The organism is Pseudomonas graminis (genome assembly GCF_001705435.1).
GTDB lineage: Bacteria > Pseudomonadota > Gammaproteobacteria > Pseudomonadales > Pseudomonadaceae > Aquipseudomonas > Aquipseudomonas graminis_B.
This window is the reverse complement of record NZ_MDEN01000058.1, coordinates 134,953-157,784: the sequence shown is the minus strand read 5'-3', so window position 1 is coordinate 157,784 and position 22,832 is coordinate 134,953. Positions and strand designations below refer to the sequence as shown.

The following is a 22,832-nucleotide window of genomic DNA, read 5'->3' as shown; positions in this document are numbered from 1 at the left end:
TGTAGAACAGTCTTGTAAAAACATTCTTGTAAAACAGTAGCACTCCGAAATTTCATGAACGACTTGATGACGAGACCCCATGGCCAATCCCAGCGCTAGCTCTTATAACGCAGACGCCATCGAAGTCCTCTCGGGCCTCGACCCGGTCCGCAAACGGCCGGGCATGTACACCGACACCTCACGCCCCAACCACCTGGCGCAGGAAGTCATCGACAACAGCGTCGACGAAGCGCTGGCAGGTCACGCCCGGTCTGTGCAGGTCATTCTGCACGCCGACAATTCGCTGGAAGTCTCCGACGATGGTCGCGGCATGCCCGTGGACATCCACCCCGAAGAAGGCGTGTCGGGCGTCGAGCTGATCCTCACCAAGCTCCACGCCGGCGGCAAGTTCTCCAACAAGAACTACCAGTTCTCCGGCGGCCTGCACGGCGTCGGGATTTCCGTGGTCAACGCGCTCTCGACCGAGGTACGGGTACGGGTCAAGCGCGATGGCAACGAATACGAAATGACCTTTGCCGATGGCTACAAAGCCAGCGAACTGGCGGTGATTGGCACCGTTGGCAAGCGAAACACCGGCACCAGCGTGTATTTCGCGCCGGACCCCAAATACTTCGACACCCCGAAATTTTCTGTCAGCCGCCTCAAGCACGTGCTCAAGGCCAAGGCCGTTCTGTGTCCGGGCCTGCTGGTTAGCTTCGAGGACAAAGGCACTGGCGAGAAGGTCGAGTGGCATTACGAGGATGGGTTGCGCTCGTATCTGCAGGATTCGGTGTCCGACTTTCTGCGCCTGCCCGACGAGCCGTTCTGCGGCGTTTTCGCAGGCAATAAAGAGGCTGTCGACTGGGCGCTGCTGTGGTTGCCCGAGGGCGGCGACAGCGTTCAGGAGAGTTACGTCAACCTGATTCCGACGGCCCAGGGCGGCACCCACGTCAACGGCCTGCGGCAGGGCCTGCTGGACGCGATGCGTGACTTCTGCGAGTTCCGTAATCTGCTGCCCCGCGGCGTGAAGCTGGCACCCGAAGACGTCTGGGAGCGCATCGCTTTCGTGCTGTCGATGAAGATGCAAGAGCCGCAATTCTCCGGGCAGACCAAAGAGCGGCTGTCGTCCCGTGAGGCGGCGGCGTTTGTTGCCGGTGTAGTCAAGGATGCTTTCAGCCTGTGGCTCAATGCGCACCCGGAAATGGGAATGCAGCTGGCCGAACTGGCGATCAACAATGCCGGTCGTCGTCTCAAAGCGAGCAAGAAGGTCGAGCGCAAACGCATCACCTCAGGCCCTGCACTGCCGGGCAAACTGGCCGATTGCGCGGGGCAGGATCCGATGCGCTCCGAGCTGTTTCTGGTCGAGGGTGACTCCGCCGGCGGCTCCGCCAAACAGGCGCGGGACAAGGAATTTCAGGCCATCCTGCCGTTGCGCGGGAAGATCCTGAACACTTGGGAAGTCGACGGCGGCGAAGTGCTCGCCAGCCAGGAAGTGCACAACATTGCCGTGGCGATCGGGGTTGATCCGGGCGCTGCGGACATGAGCCAGCTGCGCTACGGCAAAATCTGCATCCTCGCCGACGCCGACTCCGACGGCCTGCACATCGCCACGCTGCTGTGCGCCTTGTTCGTCCAGCATTTCCGCCCGCTGGTGGATGCAGGTCACGTCTACGTCGCCATGCCGCCGCTGTACCGTATCGACTTGGGTAAAGACATTTATTACGCCCTGGACGAAGCCGAGCGCGACGGCATTCTCGACCGGCTCGTGGCTGAGAAGAAACGCGGCAAGCCGCAGGTCACCCGATTCAAAGGCCTGGGTGAAATGAACCCGCCGCAGCTGCGCGAAACCACCATGGACCCGAATACCCGCCGACTGGTGCAGCTGACCCTGGATGACTTTGAGGCGACGTCGGAAATGATGGACATGCTGCTGGCCAAGAAACGCGCAGGCGACCGCAAGAGCTGGCTCGAATCCAAAGGCAATCTGGCCGAGGTGCTGGTCTGATGCGGGGCTGGTTTGCAGCGCTGTTATTGATCGCCACGCCCGTTTTCGCCGCGCCATTGCCCGAGCTCAAGCTGCTGTCAGAGCATCCGGTGGACGACATGATCGGCGGCAACCTGTCCGGGCTCGCGTCCTGCAACGGCGTGCTGTGGACCGTTTCGGACCGCGACGACACCCTGCTTTACAGCCTTGACACCTCGGCAACGGTCTGGAAAGCCAAGGCCCAGACGCTGGAAATCCCACCGATTCCGGACAGCGGGCTGTCTGCGACCTTGCGTGGCATGGCCAAGGCTTCGGCGCTGATCCGTGGCGGCGACCTGGATTTTGAAGGCGTGAGTTGCGACGCAGCGGGCAACCGTTACCTCGTCAGTGAAGCCTACGCCGCCGTGCTGAAAGTGCCGGTTGACGGTGCGCCGGTCTGGCTGGAGCTGCCCAGGAAGGTCGTCGAAGAAGCGCAGTCGGCCGGGATGCTGCAGCATTTCAACGCCATATTCGAAGGGATCGCGGTCAATCCGGCAGGCGATCAACTATGGCTCGCCGCCGAGCGTGACAAGCGCGGCCTGTTGACCGCAAAGCTCGGCAAGGACGGCTGGGCCTGTGACGCCAGCTGCATTCTGCGAGTCGAGTCCGGCAACGATATTTTGCCGCCCGAGCTGGGTGGCAAGGCCGTCTCCAAGGACTTTTCCGACATCTCGCTGTACAAGGGCAAGCTGTTCACCCTGGAGCGCGCGGCTTACCGAATCTGCCGTCGGACCTTGACGACAGGTCAGTTGGAAACGTGCTGGTCGTTCGCCAAAGAGGCGCTCCAGCCCAACCGGCTGTATGACCAGAAATACGGCCTGACCGAAGCGCTGATCGTCGACGAAAAAGGCGCTTGGGTCGGCACCGACAACAACTTCGGTGTCCGCGCCGATGGCGAAAAACGTCCCGTCGTCTGGCGCTTTGCCGCGCCCGAGGGTGGCTGGAGCGGCAAGCCTTGACCCAGTCACCCCCCGGCAAACGCGCCGGGCGGCTGATGCTGATCATCGCCTGGGCGGCGGCGCTGTTTCTGGCGACGCGGTTTTTTGGCGAGTGGGAGCAGCGTCAGGAAAATCCGAATACCATCGTCGCCTCCGAGCATGGAGACGGCTATGTCGAGGTGAAGCTGGTGGGCAATCGTGACGGCCATTTCGTCATGACCGGGCAGATCAATACCCGTCCCGTGCAGTTCATGCTCGACACCGGCGCAACCAATGTCGCCGTGCCGGAGACCGTCGCGCAGGCGCTGCGCCTCGAGCGGGGCGAGCGCGTGCAGGTGAGTACGGCCAACGGACGCACCGACGCGTTCCGGACCACGCTGCAACGGTTACAGATTGGCGACATCGTCCTGAACAACGTGCGCGCCCTGGTGGTGCCCGGTCTGGACGGTGAACAGGTGCTGCTGGGCATGAGCGCCGTGAAACAACTCGAATTCACACAGCGCGGCGGCACATTGCTGCTGCGCCAGACGACAAAATGATGAGGCCCGCATGAGCGACTCCCTTGACCTCAGCCTGGATGGCGTAGAACGCCGATCGCTGGCTGACTTCACCGAACAGGCCTATCTCAACTATTCCATGTACGTGATCATGGACCGGGCGCTGCCGCACATCGGCGACGGCCTGAAGCCTGTGCAGCGACGCATCATCTACGCGATGAGCGAGCTGGGCCTGGACGCTGACGCCAAGCACAAAAAATCGGCGCGTACCGTCGGTGACGTGCTCGGCAAGTTTCACCCCCACGGCGACTCGGCCTGCTACGAAGCCATGGTGCTGATGGCGCAACCCTTCAGCTATCGCTACACACTCGTCGACGGCCAGGGTAACTGGGGTGCGCCGGACGATCCCAAGTCGTTCGCCGCCATGCGCTACACCGAAGCGCGTCTGTCCCGTTACTCCGAAGTGCTGCTCAGTGAATTGGGCCAGGGCACGGCGGATTGGGGACCGAATTTCGACGGCACCCTCGACGAGCCGCTGGTGTTGCCGGCGCGTTTGCCGAACATTCTGCTCAACGGCACCACCGGCATCGCTGTCGGCATGGCCACCGACGTACCGCCGCACAACCTGCGGGAGGTCGCGACAGCCTGCGTGCGGTTGCTCGATGAGCCGAAAGCCACGGTCGAACAGCTCTGTGAGCACATTCAGGGCCCGGACTACCCGACCGAAGCGGAAATCATCACGCCCCGCGCCGACCTGCTGAAAATGTACGAAACCGGCAAGGGCTCGGTGCGTATGCGCGCCGTGTACCACATCGAAGACGGCGACATCATCGTTACCGCGCTGCCACATCAGGTGTCCGGTGCCAAGGTGCTGGAGCAGATCGCGGCGATGATGCAGGCCAAACCGTCCAAAGCGCCGCAGATCGCTGACCTGCGTGACGAGTCCGACCACGAAAACCCGTGCCGGATCGTGATCATCCCGGGCGCCCGTAAGAACTTCGACCACGATGCGCTGATGCAGCACCTGTTCGCGACCACCGAGCTGGAGTCGAGCTACAGGGTCAACATCAACATCATTGGCCTGGACGGCAAGCCGCAGCTGAAAAACCTGCGCGCATTGCTGGTCGAGTGGTTGGAGTTCCGGGTACAGACCGTGCGTCGTCGCCTGCAATTCCGCCTCGACAAGGTTGAGCGTCGCTTGCACCTGTTGGATGGTTTGTTGATCGCTTACCTCAATCTGGATGAAGTGATTCACATCATCCGCACCGAGGAGCACCCGAAAGCCGCGCTGATCGCGCGTTTCGCCCTGAGCGAAATCCAGGCCGATTACATTCTCGACACCCGTTTGCGTCAGTTGGCGCGACTGGAAGAAATGAAGTTGCGTGCCGAGCAGGATGAATTGCTCAAGGAACAAGCCAAGCTGCAAGCCCTGTTGGGCAGCGAGGCCAAGCTGAAGAAACTGGTACGCACCGAGCTGATCAAGGATGCCGAAATCTATGGCGACGACCGTCGTTCGCCTATCGTCGAGCGCACCGAAGCCAAAGCCCTGACCGAACACGATCTGCTGCCGAACGAGAAAGTGACGGTCGTGCTGTCGGAAAAAGGCTGGGTTCGTTCCGCCAAAGGTCATGAAATCGATGCCACCGGGCTCTCTTATAAGGCCGGGGATGGCTTCAAGGCCCTTGCGCCGGGTCGTTCCAACCAGTTTGCGGTGTTTATCGACTCCACTGGTCGCAGTTATTCGGTGCCGTCGCACACCTTGCCATCGGCCCGTGGCCAAGGCGAACCGCTGACCGGTCGTCTGACGCCGCCGCCCGGTGCGACATTCGAATGCGTGCTGTTGCCCGAAGATGACGCGCTGTACGTGGTTGCGTCCGATGCCGGCTACGGTTTCGTGGTCAAGGGTGAAGACCTGCAGGCCAAGAACAAAGCAGGCAAGGCGCTGTTGAGCTTGCCGGCCGGGGCCAAGGTGATCCTGCCGCGTCCGGTGCCGGATCGTGAGCACAACTGGCTCGCCGCCGTGACCACCGAAGGTCGCTTGCTGGTGTTCAAAATCAGCGATCTGCCGCAATTGGGCAAGGGCAAAGGCAACAAGATCATTGGCATTCCGGGCGAGCGCGTTGCCAGTCGGGAAGAGTTTGTGACCGACCTGGCCGTCGTCCCGGACGGCGCCACGCTGGTGCTGCAGGCGGGCAAGCGCAATCTGTCGCTCAAGCCCGACGATCTGGAGCACTACAAAGGCGAACGCGGACGACGGGGCAACAAGCTGCCGCGGGGATTCCAGCGCGTCGATGCGCTATTGGTAGAAACCGCTGGCTAAGGCGGTTGGTTCGGCGGTCGCTCTTCGTTTCGTCACGAGAGCGACGCAGAATCGCTGGAGTCAACGCGCATATTCACGGATGATATGACGTCCTCCGGCGCCGCTATGGCGGAATGCCTTCATGTTTTCAAAGTATTCAACAGCGTGGACGCGTTACACGGCGTTCACTTGGACGGGATGATGAATTTTCTACGTGTTCCCTGTGTTCTGTTGTTGACCGGCGTTCTGGGTTTGGCCGGTTGCAGCGTTCATCAGCCCACGTCGCTCTATCAGCTGGACAGCGGCGACCCTGGGCAACCGAAACACACCAACGGGGTCGCAGTCTTGCTGGGCCCTGTGGCGATTGCTGACTATCTGCAGCGTGAAACATTACTGCAGCGTCAGCCGGATGGCAGCCTCAAGGCCTCCACCGACGGTCGCTGGGCCGGCAGCCTGTCTGCCGATATCGATCAACTGCTTCTGCGGCAGCTGGCCTGGAAGCTCGACAGCCAACGCGTAGTGATGGCGCCTGCCGCGGCCAATTTCACGCCCGATGTGCAGGTGGTGCTTTCCATCACCCGTCTGGATTCCGGCGAGAAGCAGCCGGCGGTACTGGATGCCCAGTGGCGCTTGCTCGACCGCCGCGGCAATGTGCGCGACAGCAAGCTGGTCCACCTGGAAGAGCCCCATGCAGGCTCATCAGCTGCGCAGGTCAAGGCTCAAGGGATTTTGCTGCAGCGCCTGGCGGACAAGCTGAGTGTCGCGGTCAAGCCCATCGCGAGTCAGCCCTATGTGGCGGACGTGCCCAAAAAGGCCTCGGCGCCGGCGAAAACCCGCACTGATCAGGACAAGCCGAAGATCCCGATGGCATCACCCATCCGCACTGATCTGGAAGTGTTCCGCTTCTGAGAGTGGCGCCACAAAAAAGCCCGCAGCGATGCGGGCTTTTTTGTGGGTGACGCTTAGGCCTTGCGTGCCTCGTGCATGCGCGCCAGTTGGCGCTCCAGCATCGATGGATACGGCTCCATCAGACGCTCCACACAGCTGGCACCTTCAGGGCTCGCAATCGGGCGAATACGCGCACGCTGGCGGATGGTCCCGTCTTCGCTGATCTTGCGCTCCACCAGCAGCAGATTGCGGCTGTGCTGCGACAGCGCCAAGGCGTCCTGCGCGGTTTCGGTCAGCAGCAGATCGATCTGGTTCATGCCATGCAGGCCTTCGCCCAGCGTCAGGCCCAGCTGCAGTTGCAGGGTGATCCCGCTGTCGGCGACCTCGATCTGCAACGCATGGCTCAACGCACGCAGCAACTCGCCGCAGCAGATCGCATTGGTCAGGTAGTCATCGCCGCTGTCCTGGGTGCTGAAAACCATCAGCGAACTGCCGTCGTTCAGGGTGTGTAGCTCGCTGTCGTAGAGCGAAGCGGCCTGATCGATGCAGTCTCGGTAGCGCTCGAGCAGCTCGGTCAGGCGCGTTCGCGGCAGACGGCGCAACTGCTCCTGTGAACCCAGCTGTACCGCCAGCACGGCGCTGTATTGCGGTTGCGATGGCACGACCGGAAGGATCGGACGCGGGGCGGGTTTTGGCGTGGCGGGAGAGTGATCACGAAGGTCCGCAAACGGATCCTCCTCATCTTCTTCATCTTCCTCGGCAGCGATACGTCGTGCCGGAATCACTGTGGCGCGGGGTTTGGGTGTGTCGTCGAAGTCAGGGTCGCTCAGGTCGCTGCTGTCGAACTCCGGCGAAGCGTCTTCCTCGTCCTCGACCTGTGCAGGCTCGGGAATGGGCGCCGGTTCCGGTTCTGGCGGCGCGTACGAAGTCTTCAACTGACGCGCCAGATCGCCGATCTCATCCTGACGATCAGTGGCCGGCGTGTACGGATCGATGTAGCGCAACCACATGCGCAGTTGCAGCATTGGCGTGGAAATATGCCGCCCAAGGCGCAGGCTCAAGGCCAACGCGAGTGCCAGCAGGATACCGGCCAGAATCGCCATGCTCTGCAAGCTGATGGTCAGCGGCTGTTGGAACTGCGCCATGTCCAGGCTAATGCGCAGCGTGCCGGCGACCACGTCCTGAAAGGTGATCTTGATCTCGTAGAGACCTTCAGCCTCGCCCAGCAAGCCGTTTTTCGGACGCTGCCCGGCTTCGGCAAGGATGCGGTTGTCGGGGCTATAGATAGCCGCGTGGGCCACCAGCGGGTTTTTCACCAAGTTGCCCAGCAGCACATTGAGGCTGAGGATGTCGTTGGACACCAGCAGTTCGGTGGCGGACGTGGCGGTCTGCGTGGTCAGGGCTTGCCCCAGTGCGTCAGCCTGCTCGTGCATGGCTTGCTTGAATTGCAAACCCATGACGCAGGCGTAGATCACCAGAGCCAGCGCGACGAGGATCACGTTGTGGCTGGCAATACGCAAAGCAATCGGTACACGTCGATGACGCAATGCCCGGAAGATCAGCACGAAGAAATTATCGGTTTTTACAGGCGTGGGCCGGTTCACTGAGCACGGCTCTCTTGGTGAAGTTGGGGCGCAGTATAGCGAGCGACCCTGTGGCGGCAAAGCGCTGGCTGTGCCCGGCGGTCACTGAAAGTGCGTAGAATGCGGTTTTTTTCAACTGCGGGGGTGCGCCTTGCGCGAAATCGTCCTGATAAACATCACCGGTGAAGACCGTCCGGGCCTCACTGCGGCCATCACCGGTGTGCTGGCCCAAGGCGGCGTGAACATTCTCGACATCGGTCAGGCGGTGATTCACGACGCGCTGTCGTTCGGCCTTCTGGTCGAGATTCCCGACACAGAAGCAGGCGCGGCCGTGCGCCAGAACGTGCAGGCGACAGTCGACCAGTTGGGGCAGCACGTGCGTTTCACTGACGTGTCCGAAGCTGACTATCAGCACTGGGTCGACGGTCAGGGCAAGGCGCGGCACATCGTGACGCTGCTGACGCGCAAGGTCACCGCCGAGCAGCTGCAAACGGTCAGTGCGATCACTGCCAAATATGGCTTGAACATCGACCGCATCGATCGCCTTTCCGGGCGCATGCCGCTCGACATGCCCACCGAGAAGAGTAAAGGCTGCATCGAGTTTTCCGTGCGGGGCGAGCCGGTCGATCCTCAGCAGATGCAGGCTGAATTCCTCCATGTTGCCCAAGAGCTGAACGTCGATATCGCGTTCCAGCAGGACTCACTGTTCCGCCGCAACCGTCGTCTGGCCGTGTTCGACATGGACTCCACGCTGATCGAAGCCGAGGTCATCGACGAATTGGCCAAAGCCCACGGCGTCGGCGAGCGCGTGTCGGAGATCACCGAGCGCGCCATGCGTGGCGAACTGGACTTCCGTGCCAGCTTCAAAGAGCGGCTTGCGCTGCTTCAAGGCCTGGATGTGAAGGTGCTGGATGAGATCGGCGCTTCGCTGCGTTTGACGGAAGGCGCTGAAACGCTGTTTGCCGAACTCAAGCGGCTGGGCTACAAGACGGCGATCCTGTCGGGCGGCTTCACGTATTTTGCGCGTCAGCTGCAGGCCAAACTGGGCATTGACTACATCTTCGCCAACGAGCTGGAAGTGGTGGACGGCAAGTGCACGGGTAACGCGATCGAGCCAATCGTCGACGCCCAACGCAAGGCTGATCTGCTGCGCGAACTCGCCAGCAAGGAAGGGTTGAGTCTGGAGCAGACCATTGCAGTGGGCGACGGCGCCAACGACTTGCCGATGCTCGCCATCGCCGGCCTGGGTGTGGCGTTCCGCGCCAAGCCGCTGGTCAAGCAGTCGGCGAAGCAGGCCATCTCGACGCTGGGACTGGATGGCGTGCTGTATTTGCTGGGGTTCCGCGACCGGGAAGGGCGCAGCGCTTAACACGCATGGACGTTGAGGCATCTGCAACGGATGCCTCGATGGCTCAGAGCACTGTCCACAGCGAGTCGAATTCCTGCTCCGGGCCGTCGTCGTCTGGCGTCGCAGCCTTTTTCGGTCCTTCAAGAATCTGATATTCAAACTGGTTGTAGCTGCCCGTCGTCGCCCGACGATTGCTCAGGCTCGCGCGTCGCTGTTCGCCGCTGGTATTGATCAGCACCTTGGAACCGTCCTCGAACGGCAGGCGCGGAGCGATGACCGTCGCGGGTACGTCAATCGCACGAACTTCCGGCAGCAGCAGGGCGCGCAGAAACTGACTGCTCTGTTCGGCGCGCGTGAGCTGCATGCCGCACGCCTGGGCAAAGGGCGCAATCAGTTCCACGCCCATCTGCATGCCACCGCCACGAACCTGCCGCACCCAGCGCACTACTGCGATGCTCCAGCCGTGACCGTGGTCCTGGATGCCAATCATCTCGCCGGCCTGCAACTGGTCCGGCACTTCTTTCGGCCAGGCCAGGCAGTAGCCGCCCGGGCTGTGATTGACAATGTGCAGCGCGTATGTGGGGAAGCTCTTTTGCCCGTCGGACGCCGCATTGGTTTCAGCGTCGTCACGTTTGTATTCGATTTCCTCGAACGGCAGCATGCTGTTCGAGGTGCCATCGCGTTGCGCGTCTGCAGTCTGCGCCCACGGATCATGCTTGACCGGCTTCAAAGGCTGCAGCGTGTAGTCGACGACTCTGGACAGCGTCGACATTTGCAGCAGGTCGCTGAAGGACTGCTGACCGCCGACATAATAATGCAGAGCGCTCATGCCCACGCAGACGGTCAGGGTGCCTTGCCCCGGGGTGCGCTGAAACGCACGTTCCGACACGTCGCCCCACGCGGCTGCCAGGTGCTGCAGGACGTCGATGGACAAACCCGCCGGCACTTTCAGGGCCGACTTCGAACGTTCTTCAACCGGTGTTTCGGTGTAGCGCTCCAGGGCAGCCGACAAACCACGGGGGTCGATGCCGAGCAAATTTGGCCGCTGATCTTCGTCGTACAGTGCGGCATAGCGTGGCGCTGTGTCCGCAGCTGGAGACACCGCGTACAGGCTGTTGCTGTCCAGCGGCTGCTGCAGGGTGACCATCGCGCTCCACGCATCCAGCGCTTCGGCGAGTTTGCCGATGTTGTGCTGGCGCATCTGATTGCAGCGCGAACACCCCATCAGCAGCGCAACGATGTACGTCTGTTCAACGCTCATCGCCTGAGTGTTGTGGGCGAGGCTGTCGGCAACCGGCACGTTCTGCAATTGATGCTGGCGGGCGATCTGATAAATCTGATGCATCTCCAGCCACAAGCCGTCCTGCACTGGGCAGTAAAGTTGGTTGGCGCGGATAAGCGGGCCGTTCAGGCAGCTGAGCGCGCGCTGAAGGGCGGTGGTCAGCAGGCCGATGCGGTCTTTTCCGAGCTTGACCGCGACCCGCGCGATGATCTGTTTGTAACCAATCGCCAAGTGGTTTTGCAGGGCCTGGCACAGGTTGGCAACCTTGCGCGGACGCTCTTCGAGAACAACTGACTGGTTCAGGAAGTGACGCTCCAGATGCTTGCACACGAAAAAGACTTCCGGGCGAAGCAATTCGAGGAGCTGCATGCGGTTGTCGCTTGGGGTGAGCAACTGGTTCAGCTCGCCCAGCCCCTGATAGAGCTGGCGCGCCATTTCGCCGAGATTGGCCTTGGGCAGGGTGGCGATCCAGCGCTTCATGTCTTTGGGCGTCGCGTCACAGAACGACAGGCTCGACTGCGTCGGCACAGGTGCGCGCAACAACAGTGGGAGACTTAAATTACTCATGTGACAGGCAAACTCCGACAACTACAGGCCTGAACGGCGGCGTCCAACTCCGGGGCAAGCACCCTCGCCGGGCGAAAAGAGCACGTTTACGTCCATTGACAGCGACGTTTCCTACAGCGCTGACAACTGGACTCTAGCAGCATCCTGCAACGTCGCAGCCTGGGCCCAGGGTCATGCGGCCTGGCTCAACCATCCCTGACGAAGCGTAATGCTGCGCGACGCCTTGGTGCCGTTAGCGCCAGAAAAACAGCATCGCGCTCTCAGGGGACTAGCTTACGCAAGAATCAGGCCTGCAATGGCAAAGCGAGGCCCTGACCCATTTGCACCGGCGAACCGGCCGCCAGCGTTTCGGACCATTTCACCTGATTCGGGCCAAACAGCACGATGGCCGTGGAGCCCAGCTTGAACCGACCCAGCTCGGCGCCTTTTTCCAGATGAATGGGGGCGCGCGCGGCTTCGTCGTAACGGAAAGTCTTGAGCTCGCGCTTGGGCGGCGTCACCAGACCTGCCCAGACGGTTTCGATCGAGGCGACGATCATGGCGCCCACCAGCACGACGGCCATCGGACCGCGCTCGGTATCGAAGAGGCAAACAACGCGCTCGTTACGGGCGAACAGCTCCGGCACGTTTTCCGCCGTCGTCTGGTTCACCGAGAACAGCCGGCCCGGTACGTAAACCATTTCGCGCAGGGTGCCGGCGAGCGGCATGTGAACGCGGTGATAGTCCTTCGGCGACAGGTAAACGGTCGCGAACTCGCCACCCATGAAGGGCGCGGACAGGCGCGCATCGCCGCCCAGCAGTTCAAGCACGCTGTAGCTGTGGCCTTTGGCCTGGAAAATCCGGCCGTGTTCGATTGGGCCCAGTTGACTGACCGCGCCGTCGGCAGGGGAAAGAATCGCGCCCGGGGCTGGGTCCAGTGGACGCGCGCCCGGCTTGAGGGCGCGGGTGAAGAAGTCATTGAAGTGCGCGTACCCGGTGATGTCCTCGACCTGAGCCTGGGACATGTCGACCTGATAGCGGCGCGCGAACCACTGGGTGAAAGCGTTCTTGAACCAGCGCACGCGACATTCGGCCACGCAGCCCGCCAGTTGCGACAGCAGATGGTGGGGAAGCAGATACTGGAAAAGGATAAACAGACGCTGTTTCATCAAGATTCCTAAAAATGTTGAAAGAGGGGGATGCGGATCAACGCCCTGTCGGGCCGATTTCATGTCTCGACCGGGGTGTCCGGATGGTTGCCCCATTCGCCCCAGGAGCCGGCGTAACCCTTGACCCTCGGGTAACCCAGCGCCTTGGCCACCAGATAGGTGAAGCCCGAGCGATGATGGGTCTGGCAGTGGGTAATGATTTCTTTCTCCGGAGTGATGCCCAAGTCTTCAAGGATCTTCGGCATGTCCTTGCGGATGCGCAGGTGGCGCGCCTGATCCATGCCGGCGGTCCATTCGAAGTTCACGGCGCCGGGAATGTGACCTCCCTTCGCAGCGACGACTTTTTCGCCGGAGTACTCGGTCGGCGCGCGCGCGTCCCAGATCGCCAGGTCAGCAGCGCCCAGGCGGCTTTGCAGGTATTCGCGGGTGGCCGTAGGCTCGTCGTGCAGGGTCATCGAAACCGGACCGCCAACGGCTTTCGGCACCTCGGTCGACAGCGGCAGGCCTTCGGCTTGCCAGGCGAGCAGGCCACCGTCGATATAGTGATACTTTTTGTGTCCGATGACGTCGAGCAGCCAGATGAACCGGCCGGCCCAGCCGCCGCCTTCGTCGTCATACACCACGTATACCGCGTCGGGGTTGTGGCCCAGTTCGCCGAACAGCGCTTCCAGTTGCGTGTGCGAGGGCAGCAGCCCCGGCGCTGGCGGCAGGCCCAGTTGCGTACGCTTCGGATCGACGAATCGCGCGCCGGGAAGGTGGCCGGCCTCGTAGCGGGCCGGGCTGGTCAGGTCGACCAGAATGAGCTCTGGCGCGCTGAGGCGTGCTTGCAGGTCTGCGGGCTCGATGACCAGCGGCAAGCTTGAAAAGGCAGACATCTAGCGTCTCCGGATCGCGAAAAGGTTGCGAATTGTAGCTCAGCCGTCAGCCATTGCGATGGCTAAAGGTGGTAAGCGCTTTCTCGATGCATTGACCGGTTTTTCCGAAAGCCTGGACGGACATTTCGGAAAACGGGCCACCGCCCTGATCGGCCATCACCATCATCACCACGCGTCCGTTGCTGGCCAGTGAGCGGATCAGCAGGTTCTCGCCGCTGAACAAATTGCGCAGTTGTGGCGGCAGCAGCGCCGAAAACTGAGCGTTGTTGGCCGGCGTCAGGCGTAATTGCGTGGGCTGGGCGAGCAGGCGTTGCAGCACGGTGCTGTCTTTGTAAGGCACCAGCAACGCCGCGGCCGACTTGTCCACACCCGCAATCTGATGCACACGCAGGCTGTCGGTCTTGCGATCGGTCATCAGCAACACCACCCGCTGCATGCCCGCCGCTACCAGAGCGTCCCGGGCGCAGGTGGTCAGGTGTATCGCGTTGATGAAAATGCCGGGCTCTTTCAACAGATCCGCGCAATGCTTGCGCCACAGTTGCAGGGCGTCGGGCGAGGGTGGCGGGGCGGGCAGCAAGCCTTTATGTATCCGTCGTGCATGCCACGGCCAGAGCAACGCCTGCGCGGGGTGCCAGATATCCGGGCCGGAATGCTGGCGAGCGCTGGCGGCCGCGCTCTGGTGAACCTGCTGCTGGAGATCATCCAGTGGCTGCTGCAGATACAGGCTGGTCAGCAGCTGCCAGCGCAGGTTGTGCGGCGTGTCCCAAGCCTGGTGCGCCGACAGCGCAAGACCGTTGGCCAGCAGGATGGTATTGGCAGGCTGGTTGAGCCAGCGGCGCAGCGGCAAGTCGGCGTCGAGTTGCTGTTGCTGCTTGACCGGGTCGTCGTTGCTGTGGGCGATGCGCAGCACTCTCACCAGATTGCGTTGCTGGGAGGTCAGCAGTGCGTAGCCCTGGGTCACCCAGATCGGCAGGCGCCAGTGCTGTGCCAGGGCCTGACACAGATGCACCAAGCGCACGCCAAACAGAGCGTTTTCCACAGCCTTCGCGCACTCTCCCTTGTGGATAACCCGCAACTCCCACTCTTCCAGCAGCTTGGGATGCGCCAAGGCCATCGGCCAGAGCGGCGACAGAAACAGCAGGCTGCCCAGATGGATGTCCTGCCACAGCCTCGCCAGTTGATTGGCGAACAGGCCGTAAGCCTGCTGCATGGCGTGCTGACTGATCAGCTGTAGCTGACGGAGCGCCACCGGAATATCCCGTGCATCGACACTGGGCAGTCGCGCCAACAGCGCTTCGGTGCGCGCCAGGCCCAATCGGTTGATGGCGACTTCAAGGCTCTCCGCAGGCTGGGCGGTGGCGGGGCTGTTCAGGTTGGCGTCACGCAAAACGTTGAGCACCAGCGCCGGGCTGTCCTGCATGAGATCGGCAATATCGCGCAGCGAGCGGCGACTGTCGGTCAATGCTGCCTGCACGCGCTGATGCGCCACCCCGGGCACCGGCAGGGCGATGCCGTCGAGTTGTTTTATCCATTGATCCAGGGTGCGCGGGACAGGTAGCGAAGAAGCTTTATCTGATTGCATTCACAACACCCGTACGGCTGGTAGGTTAGATCGATGTCGGATACTGGCATCATGCTGGCCCTCGTGGCGCAACGTCCGTTGCGACGCACCGGTCAGCATTTTCCTGTGATCTGACTATAGTCTGGCGCATTCATGCCGATAAGCAGGACAAGAGTTTCAAGCGCTTCTCGCACAATGACCATGAACCCGACTCAGTAAGTATTTTCTACCTATGGCAAAAATTATCGGCATCATCGTCGTTTTCGCGAGCGTTCTCGGCGGATACGTCCTGTCCCACGGTCAGATCGCAGCGTTGATCCAGCCTTTCGAGGTCATGATCATCGGCGGTGCGGCGCTGGGTGCATTCCTGCAAGCCAACCCGGGCTATATGACCATGCTGGTCATCAAGAAGTCCTTGAAGATGTTCAGCACCCGGTTCACCCATGGCTACTACCTCGAAGTGCTGGGCCTGGTCTACGAGATCCTCAACAAGAGCCGTCGCGAAGGCATGATGGCCATCGAAGGCGACATCGAGGAACCCGAGAACAGCCCGATTTTCGCCAAATACCCTGGCGTGCTCAAAGACACCCGCATGATCGCTTTCATCTGCGATTACCTGCGCATCATGTCTTCCGGCAACATGGCGCCCCACGAGTTGGAAGGCTTGTTCGACATGGAATTGCTGAGCATGAAAGAAGAACTCGAGCATCCTTCCCACGCCGTGACCGGTGTCGCCGATGCCATGCCAGGTTTCGGTATCGTTGCTGCGGTACTGGGTATCGTGGTGACCATGGCCTCCCTGGGCTCCGGCGACAAAGCGGCGATCGGCATGCACGTCGGCGCGGCGCTGGTCGGTACCTTCTTCGGTATTCTCGCGGCCTACGGTTTCTTCGGCCCGTTGGCCACTTCCCTGGCCCACGATGCCAAGGAAGAAATGAACGTCTATGAATCGATCAAAGCTTCCCTCGTAGCGTCCGCGTCCGGCGTGCCGCCTTCGCTGGCCGTAGAGTTCGGTCGCAAGGTTCTGTATCCGGCCCATCGCCCCAGCTTCAGCGAGCTGGAACAAGCTGTCCGCGGTCGTTGATCCATGGAAAATAATCAGCCGATCATCATAAAGCGCGTCAAGCGCTATGGCGGAGGGCATCACGGCGGCGCCTGGAAAATCGCATTTGCCGACTTCGCGACGGCGATGATGGCGTTCTTCCTGGTGCTGTGGCTGATGTCGTCTGCCACGCCGGAGCAACTGCTCGCCATCGCCGGTTACTTCAAGGACCCGGTCGGGTTTTCCGACAGCGGCTCGCCCTACGTCATTGACCTGGGCGGTTCGCCGGAAATGTCCCCGGACCAGACGCTGAACCCGGAGGTGCAATCCACGCCTTCGCCGGATCGTGTGCCGGTCGACGCGGATCAGCAGGACGCCGCCGCCGAGCAGGTCGAGCAGGACCGTCTGGAAATGTTGCTGCAAGAGTTGCAGAACAAGATCAACGAGAATCCGCAACTGGCGAAGTTCAAGGACCAGATTCTGTTCGAGATTACTCAGGACGGCTTGCGTATCCAGATCACGGACGCCGAAAACCGTCCGATGTTCGACATCGGCAGTGCGAAGCTCAAACCGTATTTCGAAGACATCTTGCTGGCCATGGCCGACACCATTAAAGCGGTGCCGAACAAAGTCAGCATCAGTGGTCACACCGATGCGACCCCTTTTGTTGGCAACAACGGCTTCGGCAACTGGGAGCTGTCGTCCGGTCGAGCGAACGCTGCTCGTCGTGCGCTGCTCGCGGGTGGGTATCCGGATCAGCAGGTGGCGCGCGTGGTGGGTTATGCGTCTTCGGCACTGTACGACAAAGAGCACCCGCAAAATCCGATCAACCGTCGCATCGACATTGTGGTGATGACCAAGAAAGCCCAGCAGCGGATCGAAGGCGCGCAGAATTCAGGCGAAGCACCGCAAACCCCGGATGCGCCTGGAGCCGCTGCGCCATTGCCGGCACCTGGCGCTACCGCACCGGCCAATCAGCCGGGGGCGTCAATTTCCACACCGGCAGTTGATCCCCAGGCTTATGCCCAGCCCCACGAGATTCGGCAGAAGCTGAACATCTTCGATCAGGGCCAGCTGAAGATCGACGAAACCAAGAACTGATATCTGGGTTGCAGACACAAAAACGCCGCGATGATCGCGGCGTTTTTGTTTGCGCAGTTCAAGCGCTGGGACCGCAGTCAGTAGGACCGGCTTCAGCCGGGAAGGCCTAAATCGGATTGGCCACTACCGCTGAATCAATAACTGCTTTCCGGCAAGCTGGCGATGATCGAGCGATAGCTGTTCATGCGCTGTTGCTGCACGCGGCCGTCTGCAAGGCCCTGCAATAAGGCACAACCGGGTTCGCGGTCGTGTTTGCAGTCGCGGAAGCGGCATCTGCCGAGCAGGTCGTTGAACTCGATAAAACCCGCTTCGACGTCTGCACGGCTGACGTGGCCCAGGCCGAATTCACGAATACCCGGTGAGTCGATCAGGTCGCCGCCGCGCGGGAAGTGGAACAGGCGCGCGGTGGTCGTGGTGTGCGTGCCTTGGCCCGAATACTCCGACAATGGCCCGACGCGCGTGCCGACTTCCGGCAGCAGGCTGTTGACCAGCGAGGATTTGCCAACGCCGGACTGACCGACGAACACACTGATGTGGCCATCCAGCTGGTCCTGCAACTGCTGCATGCCATCGCCGTGGTGGGCCGAAACTTCCAGCACGGGATAACCCAGCGTGCGGTACACCGCCAGCAGCGCATTGAGCGCCGGGGCGTTCTGATCGTCGATCAAGTCAAACTTGTTCAACAGCAACAACGGGCGAATCCCCGCATGCTCAGCGGCCACCAGGTAGCGGTCGATCAGATTGGCATGGGGTTCGGGCATCGGTGCGAAAACGATGACGATCAAGTCAACGTTGGCAGCGACCGGCTTGAGCTGGCCCCGGCTGTCCGGGCGGCTCAGTTCTGTATCGCGGGGCAACTGCGCAACGATGACGCCGATGCCCTGATTACCCGCGCGCCACACGACTCGGTCGCCGGTGACCAGCGCCGGCAGGTTGGCGCGCAAGTGACAGCGGAAAACCTGACCCTGCAGCTCGCCGTCCTGCGCTTCGACTTCTACCTGCACGCCAAAGTGCGCGATGACAAGGCCCGTTTGCTCGGGACCGAGATCGCCGCCTTCCAGAGTTTCGAGAGCGGTTGATTCACGTTTGGCGGCACGCGCGGCGCGTTCGCCCTGAATCTTTTCGATGCGCCAGTTCTGGCGGCGGTTGAGTTGGCGTTTGGCCATGGGTGTTCAGTGTTCCGTTTGAAGACGCATAAAGGTGCTGATTTGATAAAGCGCGGGCGAGTCTAGCACGCCCGGGTGGGCTAAACTGCGCGCCAACGCTGAGGAGCCGACATATGCAGAACAAACAGAATCTTATCTGGATCGACCTGGAAATGACCGGTCTGGACCCTGATAACGACGTCATCATCGAGATGGCAACCATCATCACTGACAGCGAGCTCAACACCCTGGCCGAAGGCCCGGTCATTGCGGTTCATCAGAGCGACGAGCTTCTGAACGGCATGGACGAATGGAACACCCGCCAGCACGGCGGTTCCGGCCTGACCCAGCGCGTGCGCGAAAGCAAAATCTCCAACGACGAAGCCGAGGCCATGACGCTTGAGTTTATCAAGCAGTGGGTGCCAGAACGCAGCTCGCCCATCTGCGGCAACAGCATCTGCCAGGACCGTCGCTTCCTGTACAAGCGCATGCCGACGCTGGAAAACTATTTCCACTACCGCAACCTCGACGTCTCGACCCTCAAGGAACTGGCTGCACGCTGGTCCCCTGACCTCAAGTTCAAGAAGGGCAGCACGCACCTGGCGCTGGACGATATCCGTGAGTCGATCGCCGAGCTGCGTTTCTACCGCGAGCACTTCATCAAGTCGTGACAGCAGGGCGCCGGCGGCCAATCGCAGTCGCCTGGAGAGAGCGCTAAACCAAACGCTCTCTTTTGGTGCCCCGGTCGAGTGGTTAGACTGCGCCCCTTTCTCGCAGGGACTGCCGCCATGTTGTTGATGCTCTACCTGATCGCCATTACGGCCGAAGCCATGACCGGCGCGCTGTCCGCAGGCCGTCGCGGCATGGACTGGTTCGGTGTGGTGCTGATCGCCTGCATCACGGCGCTGGGCGGCGGTTCGGTTCGCGACGTGCTGCTGGGGCATTACCCGCTGACGTGGGTCAAGCACCCGGAATACCTGATCCTTACCAGCATTGCAGCGCTGGTGACCATCTTCATCGCACCGCTGATGCGCCATCTGCGCTCGCTGTTTCTGGTGCTCGATGCACTGGGATTGGTGGCGTTTACCCTGATCGGCTGCATGACCGCGCTGGACATGGGCTTGAGCATGACCGTTGCCGCCGTGAGCGGGGTGATCACCGGCGTGTTTGGGGGAATCCTGCGGGATATTTTCTGCAACGACATCCCCCTGATCTTCCGTCGCGAGCTGTATGCCAGCGTATCGTTCGCCGCCGCGTGGTGCTTTTTGCTGTGCCAGTACGCCGGATTGCCGGTGGAGCAGGGCACGCTGATCACGCTGTTTGGCGGATTGTTACTGCGGCTGCTGGCGATCAAGTTTCGCTGGGAAATGCCGAAGTTTGTTTACAAGGACGGGCACTGAACCGGCGCGTAATTACAACAAGCGCCCTGGGGCCCTGGCTTCATGCTGCCCCAACGCCCATTCCACATGCTCGCGCACCATCTCTGACGGATGCTCCCGCCGGGCTTTCAGCGCTTCGATCACGGGGATGGTAGACGGCGCGTTACCCAGCCCCACGGCCAGATTTCTCAACCAGCGCTCATACCCGGCGCGCCGCAACGGTGAGCCTTCGGTGTTGCTGAGAAATGTCGTTTCATCCCACAAAAACAGCGTCGTCAATTCGGCGTTATCAAGACCGTGGCGCGGTTTGAAATCGGTTTGATCGGTCGGCCGGGCGAAGCGATTCCACGGGCAGACGATCTGACAATCATCACAGCCAAACACCCGATTGCCGATTAACGCACGCAAGTCTTCGGGGATCGACGTCTTCAGCTCGATGGTCAGGTAGGAAATGCACTTGCGCGCATCCAGCACGTAGGGTCCGACGAAGGCGTTGGTCGGACAGACGTCCAGGCACGCCGTGCAGCGCCCGCAATGCTCGGTGGCGTGTGGCGCGTCTACCGGCAGCGGCAGGTCGACGAACAGCTCGCTGAGGAAGAAATAACTGCCGGCCTTGCGATTGAGCACCAGGGTGTTCTTGCCGATCCAGCCCAGCCCGGCCTGCTCGGCAATGGCCTTCTCCAGCACCGGTGCGCTGTCGACGAACGCGCGAAACCCGAATGGCCCGATCGCCTGTTGAATGCGCTCCGCCAGTTGCTGCACGCGCTTGCGGATCAGCTTGTGATAATCACGGCCCAGCGCGTAACGAGAGACGTAGGCTTTCTCGGGCTGCCCCAGCAACTGAGCCATCTGCGTATCGCCGGGCAGATAGTCCATGCGCAACGACACCACGCGCAGCGTTCCTGGCACCAGCTCGTCCGGATGCGAACGTTTGCTGCCATGCGCTGCCATATAGTCCATCTCGCCGTGGTACCCGGCGTCGAGCCAGCGCTCCAGATGCTGCTCGTGCTCGGCCAGGTCCAGCCCCGAGATTCCGACTTGCTGAAAGCCGAGCTCGCGCCCCCAACCCTTGATCGATTGGGCAAGGTCGGTCAGCCCGGCTGCCGTTAGAGGCACTGGAGCTGTGGATGGGTCTACAGTTATCGCGGACATGCAAAGAGGACACCGGGGCGCAGGTGCGTATAATTCTGCCAGACATCGGAGCCCAAAGACGCATGTTGCACAGCAAACCCCCATTTCCCGACGCACTGTACAGCGCCGCTCAGGTGCGCGACCTCGACGCACGCCTGATTGCTGCCGGCACGCCCGGCTTTGAGCTGATGCAGCGCGCTGCCCATGCTGCATGGCGGGCAATACGTCGTCGCTGGCCCGAGGGCAGGCAGCTGACAGTGATGACCGGTCGCGGCAACAACGCCGGCGACGGCTACCTCGTGGCTGCGCTGGCCCGGCGTGCCGGCTGGCACGTTCACGTGCTGGCTGTGGGTGACTGCGCAGCGCTGGGCGGCGACGCTCGATCCGCTTATGAAGAAGCGGTTGCCGCCAAGGTCGATATTCAGCCCTGGCAACAGCAGGCGCTGGCCGGCATCGTTGTCGACGCGCTGCTGGGCACAGGGCTGACGGGGGACGTGCGCGATCCTTACGCGGCGGCCATTGAAGCCATCAACGACAGTGGATTGCCCGTAGTGGCCGTCGATCTCCCTTCAGGGCTCTGCGCCGACACCGGCCGAACACTGGGCGTCGCCGTCCGCGCCGATCTGACCGTCACCTTCATTGGCCTCAAGGTCGGGCTGTTCACTGGCGATGCGCCCGAACTGGTCGGCGAGCTGGTGTTCGATGACTTGCAGGCGGACGCCGAGATCATTCGGCAAACCCCCGTCAGCGTCAAACGGCTGGACACCTTCAATCTGCCCACCCTGGCGCCTCGCTCACGCATCGCACACAAGGGCATGTTTGGTCGCGTGCTGGTGGTGGGCGGCGATCGGGGTTTCGGCGGTGCAGCATTGCTCGCCACCGAAAGCACGCTGCGCACCGGCGCCGGCATGGTCACGCTGGCTACGCGGCCGGAACATGTCAGCGCCGCGCTGACGCGATTCCCTGAAGTGATGAGCGCTGGCATCAGCTCGGCCAACCAGCTCCTCGCCTTGATTGAGCCTGCGTCGGTGCTGGTGGTGGGTCCGGGGCTCGGCCAGCACAGTTGGGGAAAAAGCCTGTTGTCTGCGGCCGCGAACGCGCCGTTGCCGCAGGTGTGGGATGCCGACGCGCTGAACGAGCTGGCGACCGGTGCCGTGCAATTGCCCGAGGGCAGCGTGATCACCCCGCATCCTGGCGAAGCCGCGCGTCTGCTGGGCACCGACACGAAACACATTCAAGCCGATCGTCCGGCTGCGGCGCGGGCGCTGGCCAGGAAATTCAATGCTGTATGCGTTTTAAAAGGCAGCGGCAGCCTGATCGCCAACCCGGCAGGTGACCTCTCACTGGCCGATCACGGCCATCCGGCGATGGCGACCGGCGGGCTGGGCGATGTCTTGTCCGGTGTCATCGGCGCGCTGATGGCGCAAAAGATGAGCGCCTATGACGCTGCTTGTCTGGGCGTCTGGCTGCACGCCTTCGCTGGTGAGTTATGCGGCGCCGGCGGGCGAGGGCTGGCTGCCGCTGATCTGATTCCTGTTATTCGCCAGCTTCTGGAGGAGCACCAACCGTGTCTGAGTTAACCCTGGCGCTCATGGGTGAAGAGGCCATGACCCACTTCGGCGCACGTATTGCCCAAGTGACTGAAAGCAATGGGATTATTTTTCTGGAGGGCGATCTGGGGGCGGGCAAGACCACGCTGTCCCGAGGGATCATTCGCGGCCTGGGGCATACCGGCGCGGTAAAAAGTCCGACGTTTACGCTGGTAGAACCTTACGAAATTGGGAGAAACCGCGCGTATCACTTTGATCTCTACCGACTTGTTGATCCAGAAGAGCTAGAATTCCTCGGCATCCGGGACTATTTCGAAGGCGATGCCCTTTGTCTTATCGAATGGCCCAATCTTGGTGCAGGCTTTTTGCCAAAGCCTGACCTGATCATTACCATAAGGCCGCTCGACGAAGGTCGAGCGTTGACGTTGAGCCCAAAAAGCTCGCGTGGCGAGATGTGGTGTGCCGCTTTGGCGCCTTCGTTTAAATAGACATTCAA

General features: G+C 61.6%; 18 protein-coding genes and 2 pseudogenes. 12 read left to right on the top strand and 8 right to left on the bottom strand.

The window, feature by feature from the left end; all coding sequences use genetic code 11:
• The first annotated feature begins 79 nt into the window (after positions 1 to 79).
• The 5 genes from parE (at position 80) to BBI10_RS07910 (ending at position 6,645) form a co-directional block, all read left to right on the top strand.
• Positions 80 to 1,984, top strand: coding sequence for a DNA topoisomerase IV subunit B (gene parE / locus BBI10_RS07930; protein ID WP_065987823.1), 1,905 nt, complete (start codon positions 80 to 82; stop codon positions 1,982 to 1,984).
• A complete protein-coding gene (locus tag BBI10_RS07925) occupies positions 1,984 to 2,961 on the top strand; it encodes an esterase-like activity of phytase family protein (RefSeq protein WP_065987822.1) in 978 nt (325 codons plus the stop codon). The genes parE and BBI10_RS07925 overlap by 1 nt, the downstream gene beginning before the upstream one ends.
• A gap of 35 nt (positions 2,962 to 2,996) precedes the next feature.
• A complete protein-coding gene (locus BBI10_RS07920) occupies positions 2,997 to 3,479 on the top strand; it encodes a retropepsin-like aspartic protease family protein (protein WP_208600740.1) in 483 nt (160 codons plus the stop codon).
• 10 nt (positions 3,480 to 3,489) lie between these two features.
• Positions 3,490 to 5,757, top strand: a complete 2,268-nt coding sequence (gene parC / locus BBI10_RS07915) for a DNA topoisomerase IV subunit A (protein ID WP_065987820.1) — start codon at positions 3,490 to 3,492, stop codon at positions 5,755 to 5,757.
• Between the two features lie 180 nt (positions 5,758 to 5,937).
• Positions 5,938 to 6,645, top strand: a complete 708-nt coding sequence (locus BBI10_RS07910) for a PqiC family protein (RefSeq protein WP_065987883.1) — start codon at positions 5,938 to 5,940, stop codon at positions 6,643 to 6,645.
• Positions 6,646 to 6,698: 53 nt separating this feature from the next.
• Here the strand turns inward: BBI10_RS07910 and BBI10_RS28540 are convergent.
• Positions 6,699 to 7,403 (bottom strand): annotated as a pseudogene (locus BBI10_RS28540) (histidine kinase); the annotation flags it as partial.
• A gap of 102 nt (positions 7,404 to 7,505) precedes the next feature.
• A pseudogene (locus tag BBI10_RS28535) lies at positions 7,506 to 8,228 on the bottom strand (AhpA/YtjB family protein); the annotation flags it as partial.
• Positions 8,229 to 8,358: 130 nt separating this feature from the next.
• On the opposite strand from BBI10_RS28535, the gene serB reads away from it, so the two are divergent.
• A complete protein-coding gene (gene serB / locus BBI10_RS07900; protein ID WP_065987818.1) occupies positions 8,359 to 9,576 on the top strand; it encodes a phosphoserine phosphatase SerB in 1,218 nt (405 codons plus the stop codon).
• A 43-nt stretch (positions 9,577 to 9,619) separates the two neighbouring features.
• Here the strand turns inward: serB and BBI10_RS07895 are convergent, their stop codons facing one another.
• From BBI10_RS07895 to BBI10_RS07880, 4 genes are all read right to left on the bottom strand, one after another.
• The gene (locus BBI10_RS07895) at positions 9,620 to 11,404 is read right to left on the bottom strand and encodes a molecular chaperone (RefSeq protein ID WP_065987817.1); all 1,785 of its coding nucleotides are present in this window, start codon (positions 11,402 to 11,404) and stop codon (positions 9,620 to 9,622) included.
• Between the two features lie 284 nt (positions 11,405 to 11,688).
• On the bottom strand, positions 11,689 to 12,558 hold the full coding sequence (gene asd, locus BBI10_RS07890) for an archaetidylserine decarboxylase (protein WP_167355779.1): 870 nt from the start codon (positions 12,556 to 12,558) through the stop codon (positions 11,689 to 11,691).
• A gap of 53 nt (positions 12,559 to 12,611) precedes the next feature.
• Positions 12,612 to 13,427: a rhodanese-like domain-containing protein gene (locus BBI10_RS07885; RefSeq protein WP_065987815.1), complete on the bottom strand. Its 816-nt coding sequence runs from the start codon at positions 13,425 to 13,427 to the stop codon at positions 12,612 to 12,614.
• 46 nt (positions 13,428 to 13,473) lie between these two features.
• On the bottom strand, positions 13,474 to 15,009 hold the full coding sequence (locus BBI10_RS07880; protein WP_065987814.1) for an HDOD domain-containing protein: 1,536 nt from the start codon (positions 15,007 to 15,009) through the stop codon (positions 13,474 to 13,476).
• 211 nt (positions 15,010 to 15,220) lie between these two features.
• Between BBI10_RS07880 and motA the strand changes: the two genes are divergently transcribed.
• Entirely contained in the window at positions 15,221 to 16,072 is an 852-nt protein-coding gene (motA, locus tag BBI10_RS07875) for a flagellar motor stator protein MotA (RefSeq protein WP_037015764.1), read from the top strand.
• A 3-nt stretch (positions 16,073 to 16,075) separates the two neighbouring features.
• Positions 16,076 to 17,131 carry a flagellar motor protein MotB gene (motB, locus tag BBI10_RS07870; protein WP_065987813.1) on the top strand — a complete coding sequence of 352 codons (1,056 nt, stop codon included), beginning with the start codon at positions 16,076 to 16,078 and terminating at the stop codon, positions 17,129 to 17,131.
• 134 nt (positions 17,132 to 17,265) lie between these two features.
• Here the strand turns inward: motB and rsgA are convergent, their stop codons facing one another.
• Positions 17,266 to 18,297 carry a small ribosomal subunit biogenesis GTPase RsgA gene (gene rsgA / locus BBI10_RS07865; protein ID WP_065987812.1) on the bottom strand — a complete coding sequence of 344 codons (1,032 nt, stop codon included), beginning with the start codon at positions 18,295 to 18,297 and terminating at the stop codon, positions 17,266 to 17,268.
• A gap of 113 nt (positions 18,298 to 18,410) precedes the next feature.
• Between rsgA and orn the strand changes: the two genes are divergently transcribed.
• Complete coding sequence (orn, locus tag BBI10_RS07860) at positions 18,411 to 18,947, top strand: oligoribonuclease (protein ID WP_065987811.1); 537 nt, start codon at positions 18,411 to 18,413, stop codon at positions 18,945 to 18,947.
• Between the two features lie 117 nt (positions 18,948 to 19,064).
• Entirely contained in the window at positions 19,065 to 19,676 is a 612-nt protein-coding gene (locus BBI10_RS07855) for a trimeric intracellular cation channel family protein (protein WP_065987810.1), read from the top strand.
• Between the two features lie 12 nt (positions 19,677 to 19,688).
• Here the strand turns inward: BBI10_RS07855 and queG are convergent, their stop codons facing one another.
• A complete protein-coding gene (queG, locus tag BBI10_RS07850) occupies positions 19,689 to 20,807 on the bottom strand; it encodes a tRNA epoxyqueuosine(34) reductase QueG (RefSeq protein ID WP_141695142.1) in 1,119 nt (372 codons plus the stop codon).
• 62 nt (positions 20,808 to 20,869) lie between these two features.
• Here queG and BBI10_RS07845 point away from each other — a divergent pair, with 62 nt between their 5' ends.
• Both BBI10_RS07845 and tsaE read left to right on the top strand, forming a co-directional pair.
• Positions 20,870 to 22,366, top strand: a complete 1,497-nt coding sequence (locus tag BBI10_RS07845) for a bifunctional ADP-dependent NAD(P)H-hydrate dehydratase/NAD(P)H-hydrate epimerase (RefSeq protein WP_065987808.1) — start codon at positions 20,870 to 20,872, stop codon at positions 22,364 to 22,366.
• Positions 22,354 to 22,824 (top strand): tRNA (adenosine(37)-N6)-threonylcarbamoyltransferase complex ATPase subunit type 1 TsaE, encoded by a 471-nt coding sequence (gene tsaE, locus BBI10_RS07840; RefSeq protein WP_065987807.1) that lies wholly within the window; start codon positions 22,354 to 22,356, stop codon positions 22,822 to 22,824. The genes BBI10_RS07845 and tsaE overlap by 13 nt, the downstream gene beginning before the upstream one ends.
• Positions 22,825 to 22,832 lie beyond the last annotated feature (8 nt).

Coding starts and splice junctions, on each gene's coding strand:
- parE (WP_065987823.1), top strand. CDS start 80: ATGGCCAATCCCAGCGCTAGCTCTTATAACGCAGACGCCATCGAAGTC.
- BBI10_RS07925 (WP_065987822.1), top strand. CDS start 1,984: ATGCGGGGCTGGTTTGCAGCGCTGTTATTGATCGCCACGCCCGTTTTC.
- BBI10_RS07920 (WP_208600740.1), top strand. CDS start 2,997: ATGCTGATCATCGCCTGGGCGGCGGCGCTGTTTCTGGCGACGCGGTTT.
- parC (WP_065987820.1), top strand. CDS start 3,490: ATGAGCGACTCCCTTGACCTCAGCCTGGATGGCGTAGAACGCCGATCG.
- BBI10_RS07910 (WP_065987883.1), top strand. CDS start 5,938: ATGAATTTTCTACGTGTTCCCTGTGTTCTGTTGTTGACCGGCGTTCTG.
- BBI10_RS07895 (WP_065987817.1), bottom strand. CDS start 11,404: ATGAGTAATTTAAGTCTCCCACTGTTGTTGCGCGCACCTGTGCCGACG.
- BBI10_RS07885 (WP_065987815.1), bottom strand. CDS start 13,427: ATGTCTGCCTTTTCAAGCTTGCCGCTGGTCATCGAGCCCGCAGACCTG.
- BBI10_RS07880 (WP_065987814.1), bottom strand. CDS start 15,009: ATGCAATCAGATAAAGCTTCTTCGCTACCTGTCCCGCGCACCCTGGAT.
- motA (WP_037015764.1), top strand. CDS start 15,221: ATGGCAAAAATTATCGGCATCATCGTCGTTTTCGCGAGCGTTCTCGGC.
- motB (WP_065987813.1), top strand. CDS start 16,076: ATGGAAAATAATCAGCCGATCATCATAAAGCGCGTCAAGCGCTATGGC.
- rsgA (WP_065987812.1), bottom strand. CDS start 18,297: ATGGCCAAACGCCAACTCAACCGCCGCCAGAACTGGCGCATCGAAAAG.
- orn (WP_065987811.1), top strand. CDS start 18,411: ATGCAGAACAAACAGAATCTTATCTGGATCGACCTGGAAATGACCGGT.
- BBI10_RS07855 (WP_065987810.1), top strand. CDS start 19,065: ATGTTGTTGATGCTCTACCTGATCGCCATTACGGCCGAAGCCATGACC.
- queG (WP_141695142.1), bottom strand. CDS start 20,807: ATGTCCGCGATAACTGTAGACCCATCCACAGCTCCAGTGCCTCTAACG.
- BBI10_RS07845 (WP_065987808.1), top strand. CDS start 20,870: ATGTTGCACAGCAAACCCCCATTTCCCGACGCACTGTACAGCGCCGCT.